Annotated in this window: 14 protein-coding genes; 6 read left to right on the top strand and 8 right to left on the bottom strand. The window is 63.3% G+C overall.

The genetic code is table 11. The features are described from left to right. Window position 1 precedes the first annotated feature (1 nt). Both CQ13_RS00915 and CQ13_RS00910 read left to right on the top strand, forming a co-directional pair. Window positions 2-205 carry a DUF1127 domain-containing protein gene (locus tag CQ13_RS00915; protein WP_028351757.1) on the top strand — a complete coding sequence of 68 codons (204 nt, stop codon included), beginning with the start codon at window positions 2-4 and terminating at the stop codon, window positions 203-205. Between the two features lie 72 nt (window positions 206-277). Beyond that, window positions 278-898, top strand: a complete 621-nt coding sequence (locus tag CQ13_RS00910) for a GNAT family N-acetyltransferase (protein WP_057841144.1) — start codon at window positions 278-280, stop codon at window positions 896-898. 64 nt (window positions 899-962) lie between these two features. Here the strand turns inward: CQ13_RS00910 and CQ13_RS00905 are convergent, their stop codons facing one another. After that, window positions 963-1793, bottom strand: coding sequence for an enoyl-CoA hydratase (locus CQ13_RS00905; protein WP_057841143.1), 831 nt, complete (start codon window positions 1791-1793; stop codon window positions 963-965). 108 nt (window positions 1794-1901) lie between these two features. Then, complete coding sequence (locus tag CQ13_RS00900; protein WP_057841142.1) at window positions 1902-2603, bottom strand: SDR family NAD(P)-dependent oxidoreductase; 702 nt, start codon at window positions 2601-2603, stop codon at window positions 1902-1904. 170 nt (window positions 2604-2773) lie between these two features. On the opposite strand from CQ13_RS00900, the gene CQ13_RS00895 reads away from it, so the two are divergent. Both CQ13_RS00895 and CQ13_RS00890 read left to right on the top strand, forming a co-directional pair. Beyond that, window positions 2774-4543, top strand: coding sequence for an acyl-CoA dehydrogenase family protein (locus CQ13_RS00895; RefSeq protein ID WP_430649639.1), 1770 nt, complete (start codon window positions 2774-2776; stop codon window positions 4541-4543). Between the two features lie 48 nt (window positions 4544-4591). Continuing rightward, window positions 4592-5680, top strand: a complete 1089-nt coding sequence (locus CQ13_RS00890; protein WP_057841140.1) for a Zn-dependent alcohol dehydrogenase — start codon at window positions 4592-4594, stop codon at window positions 5678-5680. Between the two features lie 154 nt (window positions 5681-5834). On the opposite strand, the gene CQ13_RS00885 is transcribed toward CQ13_RS00890, so the two are convergent. From CQ13_RS00885 to CQ13_RS00860, 6 genes are all read right to left on the bottom strand, one after another. Beyond that, window positions 5835-6188, bottom strand: coding sequence for a nuclear transport factor 2 family protein (locus tag CQ13_RS00885; RefSeq protein ID WP_057841139.1), 354 nt, complete (start codon window positions 6186-6188; stop codon window positions 5835-5837). A 39-nt stretch (window positions 6189-6227) separates the two neighbouring features. Further along, entirely contained in the window at window positions 6228-6737 is a 510-nt protein-coding gene (locus CQ13_RS00880) for a hypothetical protein (protein ID WP_156433419.1), read from the bottom strand. Window positions 6738-6864: 127 nt separating this feature from the next. After that, complete coding sequence (locus tag CQ13_RS00875; protein ID WP_057841137.1) at window positions 6865-8337, bottom strand: amidase; 1473 nt, start codon at window positions 8335-8337, stop codon at window positions 6865-6867. Between the two features lie 106 nt (window positions 8338-8443). Next, window positions 8444-9613: an alpha/beta hydrolase gene (locus tag CQ13_RS00870; RefSeq protein WP_057841136.1), complete on the bottom strand. Its 1170-nt coding sequence runs from the start codon at window positions 9611-9613 to the stop codon at window positions 8444-8446. Between the two features lie 90 nt (window positions 9614-9703). Further along, window positions 9704-11257, bottom strand: coding sequence for an acyl-CoA synthetase (locus CQ13_RS00865; protein ID WP_057841401.1), 1554 nt, complete (start codon window positions 11255-11257; stop codon window positions 9704-9706). A gap of 201 nt (window positions 11258-11458) precedes the next feature. Next, window positions 11459-12631 carry an acetyl-CoA C-acetyltransferase gene (locus CQ13_RS00860; protein ID WP_057841135.1) on the bottom strand — a complete coding sequence of 391 codons (1173 nt, stop codon included), beginning with the start codon at window positions 12629-12631 and terminating at the stop codon, window positions 11459-11461. A gap of 147 nt (window positions 12632-12778) precedes the next feature. Here CQ13_RS00860 and CQ13_RS00855 point away from each other — a divergent pair, with 147 nt between their 5' ends. After that, window positions 12779-13453 carry a TetR family transcriptional regulator gene (locus tag CQ13_RS00855; RefSeq protein WP_057841134.1) on the top strand — a complete coding sequence of 225 codons (675 nt, stop codon included), beginning with the start codon at window positions 12779-12781 and terminating at the stop codon, window positions 13451-13453. A 69-nt stretch (window positions 13454-13522) separates the two neighbouring features. Then, on the top strand, window positions 13523-14281 hold the full coding sequence (locus CQ13_RS00850; protein ID WP_057841133.1) for an SDR family NAD(P)-dependent oxidoreductase: 759 nt from the start codon (window positions 13523-13525) through the stop codon (window positions 14279-14281). Window positions 14282-14414: the final 133 nt, after the last annotated feature.

Below are 14414 nucleotides of genomic sequence, written 5' to 3'. Positions count from 1 at the left end.
AATGTCCACTTACACTCATGAATCGATGATAAATCATCATGGACCGGGGATTTTGAGCCAGTTGGCCGAGACCCTCCATGTCTGGCGGCAGCGCTACCAGTCCCGCCGCGAGCTGGCCAAGTGGTCGGAGCGGGAGCTGCACGACATCGGCGTCTCGTGGAGCGACGTCGCGTACGAGGCCGAGAAACCGTTCTGGCGGGCTTAAGTAGCAGCCGGCCGGCGCCGCCTCGTCTGGGGGACGCCGGCCACCTTCATTGAGGACCGACGGGAGCGCGCGATGACCAGGTTGCGTTTCGACGATCTCAGGCAATATTCGGACGTGCTGCGCTCGCGGCATGGCCAGGCCGTGACCGTGCGCTTCGTCGAGCCGCGCGACGCCGAGGCGCTGCAGAACTATTTCCGCGCGCTCTCGACGCGCTCCCGTTACAACCGCTTCCTCGGCGCCGCCAGCGAACTGCCGCCGTCCGAACTCGATCGCTTCATCCGTGTCGGCGAAGCGGACCGGTTCAGTGTGGTCGCGACCATGCCGGTCGACGGCCGCGAGACCATCGTCGGCGAAGCGCGCTATGCCTTCGACAGCCAGACTGCTGCAATCGAATTAGGCCTGTCGATCGACGACCGCTGGCAGGGGCACGGCATCGGCAAGGCGCTGTTGAAAAACCTCGAATGCCGCGCCGCCGCGTTCGGCGCCGAGCGCATCTTCGGCGACACGCTGCGTTCCAACGATGCCATGATCGCGCTCGCCCGCAAGTCCGGCTACGGCTTTACCAATACGCCCGGCGACTGGAAGTTGACGCGCTTCCAGAAAGATATCCACGTCGAACCGCGGGAAATCCCATGCGCCAGTTGGCGGCTTGCCGCCGTCTCTCCCAGCGCAATGTCCTCGCCTGCGGTTTGACCACTGAGCCCGGTTCTGGCCGCGCCGGAACCGGGCCATTTTCTGCTACCCGCGGAAAAGGAACTCAGCTTCCCCTGAACACCGGCTTGCGCTTGTCGATGAAGGCTTGCACCGCTTCCTTGTGATCGGCGGTGGTGGTCAGGCGGACGAGGCGCTCGGCCTCGTGGTCGCGCGCGGTGGCGAAGTCGAACTGGAGCGCTTCGTCGAGATTGTCCTTGATGTAGCGCAGCGCGAGCGTCGGGCCTTCGGCCATGGATCTGGCAAGCGCGAAGGCCTCAGTCTGCAGCTTGTCGTCGGGCACCACGCGGTTGACGAGACCGATCGCCTCGCATCTGGCGGCATCGACCTTGTCGCCGGTAAACATAAGTTCGCGCGCCCGCGAGGTGCCGACCAGCCGCGTCAGCAGCCAGGCGATGCCGTAGTCGCCGGAAAGCGCGACGCGGACATAGCCGGTGGAGATGAAGGCGGATTGCGCCACTAGTCTGATATCGCAGGCCAGCGCGAGCGCGAGGCCTGCGCCGACCGCGGGGCCGGGCAGCGCCGCAATCGTCGGCTTGCGCACCGAGGCAAGCGCGCCGGTAAGCAGGCGCTGCCGCTCCTGCAGGTCGGCGACCTTCTCGTCATACGCCATTTCGAGCTTCTTCTTGTCGCGATGCGCGCCCATGCCCTTGACGTTGCCGCCGGCGCAGAACGCGGTGCCCGCGCCGGTGAGCAGGAGCGCTCCGACCTCGGGGTTTTCGCCGCAGGCCTTGATCATGCTGCGAAGCGCCGGCGTCAGCGTATCCGAGAACGCGTTGCGCGCTTCGGGGCGGTTCAGCGTGATGGTGGCGACGCGGTCGCGGATCACGCAGAGCAGTTCGTCGGTGCCGGTGTCGATTTTGGTTTCGGAGGTCATGGTTGTCCTATTCTCGTCATTGCGAGGAGCGAAGCGACAAAGCAATCCATCTTCCTTCGCGGCGCGGTGGATTGCTTCGCTGCGCTCGCAATGACGGCGGTGGCCGTCTCAAAACCTCTCCACCCACGGCCGCAGCTCCACTTCCCACGTCCAGGCGCTGCGCGGTTGCTGCAGCACGTTCCAGTAGCTCAGCGCAATCGCGTCGGGATCGAGCATCGAATCCGGCCGATCGGCAGGCTCCGTACGCGCGGCGCTGCGGATGCCGCCGTCGATGACGAAATGCGCGACATGGATGCCCTGCGGCGACAATTCGCGCGCCATGCTTTGGGCCAGCCCGCGCAGCGCAAACTTGCCCATCGCGAACGGCGCCGATTGCGGATAGCCTTTCACGCTGGCGGAGGCGCCGGTGAACAGGATCGCGCCGTGCTTGTTCGGCAGCATGCGTGTCGCGGCCTGCTGGGCTACCAGAAAGCCGCCGAAGGCGGAGACCGCGATCGCATTCGCAACTTCGGCCGGAACCAGGTCGGTGAAGGCGCCGCGGGCGCGGCCGCTGGCGTTATAGACGACGAGATCGGGCGTGCCGATCTCGCGTTCGACCATGCCGAACAGCCTCTCGACTTCTTCGGCCTCGGTAGCATTGCAGGCAAAGGCGCGGGCCCCGGTCTCGGTGCAGAGCGCGCCAAGCTTCTCGATCTTGCGCGCGGCAAGCGCAACCTTGATGCCTTCGCGCGCGAACAGTCGCGCCAGCGATGCGCTCAATCCCTCGCCGACACCAACAATCAGGGCAATCTTGTATTTTGGCAATTCCATGGGCGCAGTCCTCGGATGGTGGGGATTCGGTATCTAGGAACCCGATCCCGCCTGGCAATCGTCCGCCATGGCGGCCCTCCAATTATGGTTGTTGACGGCACGTCAGCCCGCGTTATCGATAGTTGACCAACATCGGGCGGAACGAACAAGGGCTAAAAATGCATCCACTCATGCAAGACCGTGCAGCCGCGTCAGCCAATCAGCCGGGATTGCTCGCACCTGATACGACGGGGATGAATTTCTACCGCGCCGATCCGGCATTGACGGATCTGCTTCGCCTGCATCTGCCTGAACCGCTGTTTCGGCATATCGAGCCGCATCTCGACCGGCTCGGCGAATTGGCCGGCGGCTATCTCGACGAATGCGCGCGGCTTGCCGACCGGCATACACCGGTGCTCCACCAGCGCGACAGGTTCGGCCGCGATATCCAGTATATCGAATATCACCCGGCCTATCGCGAGCTGGAGAAAGCCGCGTTCGGCGAGTTCGGCATTCACGCGATGTCGATCCGCAAGGGCATCATGGGCTGGCCGGATAAATACCCCGTCGTCGCCAAGCATGCCTTCACGTTCCTGTTCAATCAGACCGAATTCGGCATGGGCTGTCCGATCAACGTCACGGATGGTTGCGCGAAACTGCTCAACAATTTCGGCAGCGACGCGTTGAAGGCAAAATATCTCGACGGCCTGACCCAGACCGACATGAGCAAGCTTACTCAGGGCGGCCAGTTCATGACTGAGAAGGAAGGTGGCTCCGACGTCGGCACGCTGACGACGCGGGCCGTGCAGGAAGGCGATCACTGGCGGCTCTATGGCGAGAAATGGTTCTGCTCCAATGCCGACGCCAAGGTGGTGATGCTGCTGGCGCGGCCGGAAGGAGCGGGGCCCGGCACGCGCGGCGTCGGCCTGTTCCTGATGCCGCGCTTCCTCGGCGATGGCTCGCAGAATCACTACCGGATCGTTCGCCTGAAGGACAAGCTCGGCACCCGTTCGATGGCGTCGGGCGAAATCAAGTTCGAGGGCGCGATTGCCTATGCCGTCGGCAAGCTCGATCGCGGCTTCGTGCAGATGGCCGAGATGGTGAACTCGTCCAGGCTCTCCAACGGCGTCAAATCCACCGCGCTGATGCGGCGCGCGCACCATGACGCGATGACGGTGGCGAAGAACCGCGTGGTGTTCGGCCAGCGGATCATCGACCTGCCGCTGGCGCGGCGGCAGTTGATGAAGATCATGCTGCCGACCGAGCAGGCGCTGTCGATGAGTTTTCTCACGGCCGATGCGCTCGATCGCGCGGAAGCCGGCAGCCAGGACGCGGCGGCGCTGCTGCGCATCCTGACGCCGACGTTGAAATTCCGCGCCACGCGCGACGCGCGAAAAGTCTGCGGCGATGCGATGGAGATGCGCGGCGGCATCGGCTACATTGAGGAGTTTGCCACCGCGCGGCTGCTGCGCGACGCCCATCTCGGCTCGATCTGGGAAGGCACCGGCAACATCGTCGCAATCGATGCGCTGACCCGCGCGGTTGGCCGCCACGGCGCCGACGCCGCGCTCGCGGCCGATCTGCACGCCCGCCTCGACGACAGCACCAACGTGCCGCAGGCCTGGTGCAACCGGCTGCGTGAACTGACAGACCGTGCGGTCGGCTTTGCCCGCGAGGTAGCCAGCCGGACCGACAATGAAGGCGACGCGCGGCGCGCCACCAGCCTGCTCTACCATGTCGCCAGCGCCGTTGCGCTGGCCTGGGAGGGCGGGCGGATTCACGAGATGCGCGGCGACGCCAGGCGGCTGTTGCTGTCGCGGATGGTGGTCGACCATCGCGTCGCGCCGAGCGACCCGTTCCGGCTTGCGGAAAATGCCACCCAGCGCGCGATCACCGGCCATCTGCTCGGCGAACGCAGCGTCGGCATGGCCGAGGTTGGCGAATTGCTTGTCGCAGCGTAGGCTGCAGCCAGTACTGGTTCAAAAAATAACAGAATAGAGGGAGCACCGATGAAGGCCGCCGTTTTGCATGAAGTCAACCAGCCGCTGGTGATCGAGGAGGTCAGCGTGCCGAATCCCGGCCCGCGCGAAGTCCTGATCCGCACGCGCGTCGCCGGCCTCTGTCATTCCGATCTGCACTTCATGGAGGGGCTGTATCCCCATCCGCTGCCGGCCGTGCTCGGCCATGAATCGGCGGGCGTGGTCGAAAAGGTCGGCTCCGACGTCACCTATGTGAAACCCGGCGATCACGTCGTGACCTGTCTCTCGGTATTCTGCGGCACCTGCGATAACTGCACCACCGGTCGCACCGTGCTCTGCACTGATACGACGGTGAAGATGCTGCCCGGTCAGTCGAACCGGCTGTCTTGGGCGCGTGAGGAAAAGCTTCATCAGTTCCTCAATCTCTCGTCGTTTGCCGAGCAGATGCTGGTGCACGAGAACGCCATCGTCAAAATCCGCAAGGACATGCCGCTGGAGCTGGCGGCCCTGATCGGCTGCGGCGTCATCACTGGCTATGGCGCGGTCGTGAACACCGCAAAGGTGCAGGCCGGCGAAACGGTGGCCGTGATCGGCTGCGGCGGCGTCGGCATGGCCGCGATCAATGGCGCCGCGATCGCCGGCGCCGGCCGCATCATCGCGATCGATACCAATCCGGCCAAGCTGCAGTTGGCCACAAAACTCGGCGCTACCGACATCGTCGATCCCTCCCGCGGCGATGTGGTACAGCAGGTGCGTGAGCTCACCAATGGTGGCGTTCATCACTCCTTCGAGGTGCTGGGCCGCAAGGAGACCGCCGAGCAGTCCTTTGCGATGCTGGCGGCCGGTGGCACCGCGACCATCGTCGGCATGATCCCGTTCGGCCAGAAGATCGAATTGCACGGCTTCGATTTCTTGCGCGAGCGCCGGATTCAGGGGTCGTCGATGGGCTCCAACCATTTCCGCGTCGACATGCCCCGCCTGGTCGAATTCTATATGCGCGGCAAGCTGCATCTGGAAGACTGGATCTCGGCCAAGCTGAACCTCTCTGAGATCAACGAAGGTTTTGCCAACATGAAAGCCGGCAAGACGCTCCGCAGCGTGATTGTGTTTGATGCGTGAGGGTGTACGCAACAATATCCGTCGTCCCGGCGAACGCCGGGACCCATACGCCGTGGCCGACGAAATTGGCACAAGGGGAGACGACTTCTATCCCAATATGCAGCAGTGGTTATGGATCCCTGCTTTCGCAGGGACGACGCGGTGAGAGCATAGGCTACCGCGTCACATGCGCGGAGACTGCGAGCCATTTCCCATTCTGCTTTGCCCAGCAGTCGGTATAGCGGCCGTGCGCCTGTTGGCCATCCGGCGTGGTGTAGCTCGTCGCTGCGTGGATGATGGCGAAATCGCCGAGGATACGAATCTTCACGTCTTCCGCACGCAGGTTTTTGATCGCGACCGGCTTTGCGGTCTGTTGCAGGAACGCGGCGCGATCAACCAGCGACTTGTCGGGATTGGAGCAGTAGAAATCGGCTGCGAGGATTTCGTCAAAGCGCTTGACGTCGGAGTTCTGCACGGACGCGACATAGTCGTGGTTGAGCTTTGTGAGCTCGGCAAGGTCGTTGTTCATGATTTCCTCCGGTCCTTGTTCGTCAATGTAGAGCGGCCATCACGCTGGTCTCGGCGAGCGTTTGATTACGACGCGGACGAGCGAACCAAGCACATAACCCGCAAGCGAGAAGGCGACTGGCGGCAAAAGCACCTTGAGATCAAAGATGGCTCGAGACAGGAATTGTTCAAGCGCCGGTGGCGCCAGCAGAAAGTCCAGGTTCAGGAAAACAAGCGGCGATATCACGAGCAACGCCAGACGGAGCCGGTGTTTGGCAAAGATGCATAGTGCTGCAACAACAACGGCCGTGGCGCTGAGCAGGCCATAGGCGATCTCAAAGCCGAGAGCGTGGCGGATGTTGAAACCGCTGGCCAGTAACAGACCCCAAACAAGGCCGGCGATCAGAAGCGCCGTGTCGTCGATTCTTCGGAAAAGCTGCAGATACCCCAGTACCAGGAATGCCAGGATAGATAGGGTGGGCCAGGCCGCGACAAAGGTGCCGTGCATCAGCCCCCACAAGTGGAATGTTGGCCAGCCGAGCGCGGCATAGGCGTAGCCAAGCGGCCACATCAGCAGGAGGCCGGCAACGGCGGCGATGACGCTTCGAATGAAAGTCCGCATGGTGCTTTCAACGATACCGCTTCACCCTCCCGGCGAGGAGGCGCGCTTGCGCTTAACCCCTCGGCACGAGGGATCTCTAATCATCAAACATCGGCGGCGGCTTGAACCCGCCAAACTCGTGCTCGATCAGCTCCGCCAGCTTGAGCGGCGTACGGTCCTCCAGCCAGGGGCCGACGATCTGCACGCCGATCGGCAGTCCGTCCGGCGAGAAGCCGGTCGGGAGTGCGGTCGCGGGCAGGCCGGGCAGGGTGGCGATGCCGGGCCACGAAAGCTGATCGGGATAGACGTAATCTTTGCCGTCGATCTCGATGCGGCGTTTTTCCTGGTCGTCGGAATGGTCGTGCGGATAGGCCGGGGTCGGCATGATCGGACAGATTACAGCATCATAGGTCTTGAAGAGTTCGCGCCATTGCGCTCGCAGGCGCGCACGCGCGACGTCGTCCATCAACCAGTTGCGGTGGCTTTGCGCCATGCCCCGCAGGCGTTCGGCGGCGAGGCTTACATCGCTCGGCGGTAGCGCGGCGGCGGCGGCCTGCGCGCCGGCATAGATTTCCGGCGGGAAGGAAGCGGCGAGGAACGACATCAGCATCCGCATGTAGAGCCGGGACGTCTCGGCAAAGTTCGGCAGCAACGGGCTGTTGCGATCGACCTTGGTGCCGGCCTTTTCGAGGTTGGCGGCGAGCTTGTGGATCGTGCCGCGCACCACCTCGTCGGTCGGCATGACCGGGTCGCTATCGACCACCAACACGCGAAAATCTTTCAGCGCGCCGTGGCGTGGCGGCGGCAGGGCGAGCTGGTAGCCCTTGCCGGCCTCCAGCGGATCGGGACCGGCAATGGTGTCGAGCAGCAGCGAGAGATCGGCGGCGCTGCGTGCCATCGGGCCAATCACGGCAAGATCGCGGTCGAGCGGCAGCGGCTGGAATGGCGGCGGCGTGTGGCCGCGTCCCGGCACCAGCGCAAAGGTCGGCTTGTGCGCGTAGACGCCGCAATGAAAGGCGGGCACGCGCAGCGAGCCGCCGATGTCGGAGCCGAGCGACAGCGGGCCGTAACCGGCCGCGAGCGCCGCCGAGGAGCCGCCGGACGAGCCGCCCGGCGTCCGGCCGAGGTCATAAGGGTTGCTGGTGGTGCCGTAGACCTCGTTATAGCTCTGCCAGTCGCCGAGCCCGAACGGGACATTGGTCTTGCCGAGGATGACGCCGCCGGCGTCCTTGACGCGTGAGATAGACAGCGCGTCTTCCGTCGGCGTGAAGTCCTTCTGCGCCGGAATGCCCCAGGTCGTCGGCAGCCCCGCGATATTGTAGGACTCCTTCACGGTCAGCGGGAGGCCAAGCAGGGGCTTCTTCACGCCGCGCGCCAGTTCGGCGTCGGCGGCGCGGGCGGCGGCAAGGCCGCGCTCGAAATCGCGAACGCAAATCGCGTTGATCTTCGCGTCGTGCCGCTCGATCCGGCCGATTGCGTCCTCGGCCAGTTCGACGGCCGAGACCTTCTTCGCGGCAAGCGCCGCGGACAATTCAACGGCGGTCTTGAAACTCCATTGCGATTTGGCCAAGGCGTACGCTCCGCTCTGTTTCTGAATACGGCGCGGATGATGCTCAGTTTGGGCGCGTGCGGCAAGAGCAATAGCTGTACAGCGGCGGTCCTCTCTTGCCGGTACGCTACTGGCTCGCCTTTGTCTCTGCGTTGTCCTTTGCTTGTTGCAGGAATTGCATCAGCAGCCGAGTCACTTCGCCGGGCTGCTCCTGCTGCACCCAGTGGCCGGCGCCGTCAACAAGATGGCAGCCGATCATGTTGGTGCAGGCTTTCGACTGCATCGCCTCATAGACGCCGGGGCGCTGATAGGTGCCCCAGTCCTGCTTGCCCGAGATGAAAGCGGACGGCACGTCGATGGTGCGGCCGGACCATATCTGCAGTTCCGGCACAAAAGCGCCGGAGGTGCCGCAGCGATACCATTGCAGCCCGCCCTGGAATCCGTTGCGCTCGTACTCGGCGCTGTAGAAGGCAAGCTCACTGTCCGGCAGCCATTTGTTGGCGGCGATTTGCGCGGCCGACGGCATTTCCTTGGCAACGGTGGCCGCCATGTCCTTGGCGAGGTCCATCACATAGTAAGTCGGCAGCTTTGCGATCTCTTCCGCCGTCCAGGATTTGAGCGGATAGGGCTGGTTGGCTTTCCAGTCGGCGCTCTTGTGGTGGTAATAGGCACGCAGGAAATCATGGACGCCCTGCGGCGCGCGGTGCATGTCGTTATTCGCCCCGCGCGTCGAGTAATACCACTGGTAATGTTTTCGCGGGCGCGGCAGCGCGGCGAGTTCGCGGTGAATGGGATCATCGGCGGGCTTGGCGGGCTCGTGCACCGTGTTGAACGGCAGCGATGGAGGCCCGCCGAACGGGGCGCTCATCATGACGACCGAGCGAAACACGTCGGGCCGTATCAGCGCGCACCAGGCCGCGACCGACGAGCCGAAATCATGCCCGATCACGGCATCGACGCTTGCGTAGCCGAACGCCGACACCAGCCCGAGCGCGTCGCGTACCAGATTGGTGAGGCGGAACGAGGCGAGGTCACCGTCGTAATTTGGGTCCCAGCCGGTGGTGCGGCCATAACCGCGCTGGTCCGGCGCGATCACGTGATAGCCGGCTTGCGCGAGAGAAGGCATCACCTTGCGCCAGGAATAGGCGAGTTCGGGAAAGCCGTGCAGGAGCAGGAGGCACGGACGGCCGGGTGTTTCGAAGCCGGCTTCCAGCACGTGCATGCGCAAGCCGTTGATGTTGTCGATGGTGCGCGAGCGGATGGTTGCGGGGAGCGGGATCTCGGGGAGGGTGGGCATGGCGTTTCCTTGTGGTCGGCCAAGTCTTGTTCTGCCGCGACTGTAATGGCGCGAATGTCTACGACAAGCCACGAATGATTGTCGCGCCCTCTACCCTCCAGGGGAGGATAAGAGGGCCTTCGGCCAGTACCGGTCACGCAGGTGGCGCTTCACCAATTTTCCCGTCGGCGTGCGCGGCAACTCGGCTTCAAAGTCGATGCTCCTTGGGCATTTGATTGGCGACAGATGTTTTCGGCAGAACACGATCAGTTCGGCCTCGAGATCCTTGCCGGCTTTTGCCATGTCGTGCGGCTGCACCACGGCCTTGACCTCTTCGCCCATTTCCTCGTTCGGCACGCCGAACACGGCGACGTCGGAGACGGCAGGATGGGTGATCAGGACGTCCTCGGTCTCCTGCGGGTAGATGTTCACCCCGCCGGAGATGATCATGTAGCTCTTGCGGTCGGTGAGATAGAGAAAACCTTCCGCGTCGAGATATCCGACGTCGCCGAGCGTCGACCAGCCCTTGGCGTTGTAGGCCTTCTTGGTCTTCTCGGGATCGTTGTGATAGGTGAAAACAGGCGCGTCGGCGAAATAGACCGTGCCAATTTCGCCGGTCGGTCTCTCCTCGTCATTCTCGTCGAGGATTTTCACCTTACCGACCACGGCGCGGCCGACGGTGCCGCGATGGGTCAGCCATTGCTGCGAAGTTGAAACGGTAACGCCGTTGCCTTCGGAGCCGGCGTAATATTCGATCAGGATCGGCCCCCACCACTCGATCATTTTCGCTTTCACGTCGACCGGGCAGGGCGCCGCGGCGTGGATCGCGCCTTTCAGCGTCGAGACGTCGTAAGCCGCGCGCACCTCGTCCGGCAATTTCAGCATCCGCACGAACATGGTTGGCACGAGCTGCGACTGCGTGACCTTGTACTTTTCGACCAGCCTCAAGAATTCCTCGGCGTCGAAGTGCTCCATGATGATGGAGGTGCCGCCGAGCGTGATTGCCATCATGTTGAAGCGCAGGGGAGCTGCGTGATAGAGCGGCGCTGGCGACAGATAGATGCTGTCGGACGACATGCCGCACATGTCGGCGCAGAGAATTCTCAGGAGCGGGTTCGGCACGTCGATCGCCTTGCCCTCGAACTCCTTCTTGATGCCCTTGGGCCGGCCGGTGGTGCCCGAGGAATACAGCATGTCGTAGCCGGCGACCTCGTCAGCAATCGGCGTCACAGGCATCGCGATCGCTTCCTTGTCCCAGGAGCGGAATCCCGGCGCGGGCTCATCGACCATGAAGAACAGCGGTTCGCTCGGCTCGCCCTTGATCAGGCCTTTGGCCTTGTCGGCGCATTGCGGCGTGGTGATGAAGACCTTGGCGCCGCAATCCCTGACGATATAGGCGATCTCTTCCTCAGTGAGATAGCGGCTGATCGCGGTGTAATAGAGCCCGGCGCGTTGTGCCGCCCAGCAGATCTCCATGAACGCCAGGCGATTTTCCATCAGGAATGCGATGTGGTCACCGGCCTTCAAGCCGAGCTTGCGGAACAGTTGCGCGCCCTGGTTCGATAGCTCGTCAAGCTCGCGATAGGTGATCGCCTTGCCGGTGCCGGCCATCTGGTAGGCGACCTTGTTCGGCTGGGTGCGGGCGTGGATGAAGGGGTGGGTCACAAACGTTTCCTCGGGTGATGCGTCGTCCCTGCGAACGCAGGGACCCATAACCACAGTTTTGATTTGTTGAAGCAAGCTGGAGCTCCAGCTCAGCATAACCACAAACACCTGTGGTTATGGGTCCCGGCTCCTGATGCGCAATTGCGCATGAGGGCCGGGACGACACCTTTTATGCGGACGCTTCTTTCGTCCAGCAGCAGCTTACAGCCTTTCCACGATCGTCACGTTCGCCATGCCGCCGCCTTCGCACATGGTCTGCAGGCCGTAGCGCTTGTTGTTCTGCTTCAACGCATTGACCAGCGTGGTCATCAGCTTGGTGCCGGAGCCGCCGAGCGGATGGCCGAGCGCGATCGCGCCGCCATTGACGTTGAGCCGTTCCGGATCGGCGCCCGTCGTCTTCAGCCACGCCACCGGCACGGCCGCGAAGGCTTCGTTGACCTCAAACAGGTCGATGTCATTGATCGACATGCCGGCCTTTTCCAGCGCCCGCTTGGTGGCGTGCAGCGGCGCATCGAGCATGATCACGGGATCGCCGCCCATCATGGTCATGTGATGGATGCGCGCCAACGGTTTTACGCCGAGCGACTTCAGGCCCTTCTCGTTGACCACCAGCACGCCGGAGGCGCCGTCGCAGATCTGGCTGGCGCTGGCGGCGGTGTGCTTGCCGTTCTCGGCAATCAGCTTGACGCCCCTGATGCCGTCGAGGCTGGCGTCGAAGCGGATGCCCTCGTCGATATGGTGGGTGTCAGTCGAGTTGTCGGCGCGGGTGATCTGTAGCGGAACGATTTCATCCCTGAACTTGCCGGCTTGCGTCGCGGCAATCGCGCGCTGATGGCTGTTGTAGGAATATTCGTCGAGCTGATCCTTGGAGAGCCCATACTTCTCCGCCATCATTTCCGCGCCGGTGAACTGGCTGAACACGATGTTCGGATATTTCGCCTCGATGCCCGGACTCTTGTAGTGGCCAAAACCGTTCTTGGCCGGCAGCGACGAAGCAAGCCCCATCGGCACCCGCGTCATCGATTCCACGCCGGCGGCGATCACGATGTCCATCGAGCCGGCCATCACTGCCTGCGCCGCAAAATGCAGCGCCTGCTGCGAGGAACCGCACTGCCGGTCGACCGAGGTGGCGGGCACGCTCTCAGGCAGCTTCGAGGCCATCACCGCGTTGCGCGCGATGTTGTTGGATTGTTCGCCGGCCTGCATCACGCAGCCCATGATCACGTCCTCGATCTGGGCCGGGTCGACGCTGGTGCGGTCGACCAGCGAATTGAGCACGGAAGCGGCGAGATCGGCCGGGTGCCAGCCTGCGAGACGTCCGCCCTTGCGGCCACCGGCAGTGCGTGCGGCGGCGACGATATAGGCCTCGGCCATGTCTGTTCTCCCTGAATGTTGTTTGTGGCTTGGAAAGATGGGCCGGATTTAAGGGGGGCTGCGGGATTTAGTCAATCAATCAATTAACTCTTGAGTGCAGCCGCGGCATGCGCTTATGTGCGGCCAGATTTCCCGCCCTCAGCAGTGATGGGATCACCGTTGAATACCAGCGTACCGGCCAGGCTCCCGAGCGGCAAAAATACCACCGCCGAGAAGCTGCTCGTGGCGGCGAGCGAGCTGATGATCGAGCGCGCCTCGATCGAGGTGTCGCTGTCCGACATTGCGCAGAAGTCGGGCGTCAATGCCGCGCTGGTGAAATACCATTTTGGCAACAAGGACGGGCTGTTGCTGGCGCTGCTGGCGCGGGATGCCGCGACCGAGATGTCGCAGCTTGAATATCTGATCAGCCAGCCGATCTCGCCGACCGCAAAGCTTCGCCTGCATATCGGCGGCATCATCCGTGCCTATCACCAGTTCCCTTACATGAACCGGCTGATCCACTATCTCCTGCACGAGAGCAGCCCGGAAGCCGCCGACGAAGTCTCGCAATTCTTCGTCGCGCCGCTGCTGGATTTTCATCGCCGCCTGCTCGCCGAGGGTGTCAAGGCCGGCGAATTCCGAAATATCGATCCGGTGCTGTTCTACACCAGTCTGATCGGTGCCTGCGATCACCTGTTCTTCGGCCGCCACGCGATGTCGCGCGCGACCGGGGTCGGCCCGGTCACCGACGAAGTCTGCCGCGAATACATCAAGCACATGGAAGCGCTGATCTGCGGCGGCATGCTGGAAGAAGGGAAGGGGCGAATAGCGAGTAGCGAATAGCGAATGGATCCATTCGCCACTCGCTATTCGCCAGCTAGAGAAGAAAACACCCAAGGAAAGGTTCTCAAAATGCAGTTGAAAGACGTTGCCGTTCTCATCACCGGCGGTGGTTCCGGCTTAGGAGCCGCGACCGCCCGTGCCATGGCCGCCAAGGGCGCCAAGATCGGCGTGCTCGACCAGAACAAGGAGAATGCCGAGAAGGTCGCGGCCGAAGTGAAGGGCGTAGCCCTTCATGCCGACGTCACCAGCGAGGACCAGATGAAGGCGGCGATCGCCAAGGCGGAAGCCGCTCATGGTGTCGCGCGCGTGCTGATGAACTGCGCCGGCATCGGCGGCTCGCAGCGCGTGGTCGGCAAGGACGGCGTCTATCCGCTGGAAAAGTTCGTCCGCATCATTAACGTCAATCTGATCGGCACCTTCAACGCGCTGCGCTTGTTCGCCGAGCGGCTAGCCACCGCGGCCCCGGTCGGCGAGGAGCGCGGCGTCGTCATCAACACCGCTTCCGTTGCGGCCTATGAAGGCCAGATCGGCCAGATCGCCTATTCCGCCTCCAAGGGCGGCATCGTCGGCCTCACGCTGCCGGCGGCGCGCGATCTCGCGAGCCTGAAGATCCGCGTCAACACGATCGCTCCCGGCATCTTCTTCACGCCGCTGCTGATGGGCCTGAACGAGGAAGCCCGCAAGAGCCTGGGTGCGCAGGTGCCGCACCCGGCCCGCCTTGGCGAGCCCGACGAATATGGCGCGCTCGCGGTGCACATCGTCGAGAACGCGATGCTCAACGGCGAGACCATCCGCCTCGACGGCGCCATCCGCATGGCGCCGCGGTAAGGGCGATGCACTTCTTCCTTCTCCCCTTGTGGGAGAAGGTGGCTTCGCGGAACGCGAAGACGGATGAGGGGTTCTCTCCGGCTGGCAACCCCTCACCGCATCGAATGCACGGCTGATGCCGGTGTAGCCTCTC

The organism is Bradyrhizobium retamae, from assembly GCF_001440415.1.
Classification (GTDB): Bacteria; Pseudomonadota; Alphaproteobacteria; order Rhizobiales; family Xanthobacteraceae; genus Bradyrhizobium; species Bradyrhizobium retamae.
Note: the sequence above shows the minus strand (reverse complement) of the source record. Positions and strands in the feature narration are given on the sequence as shown.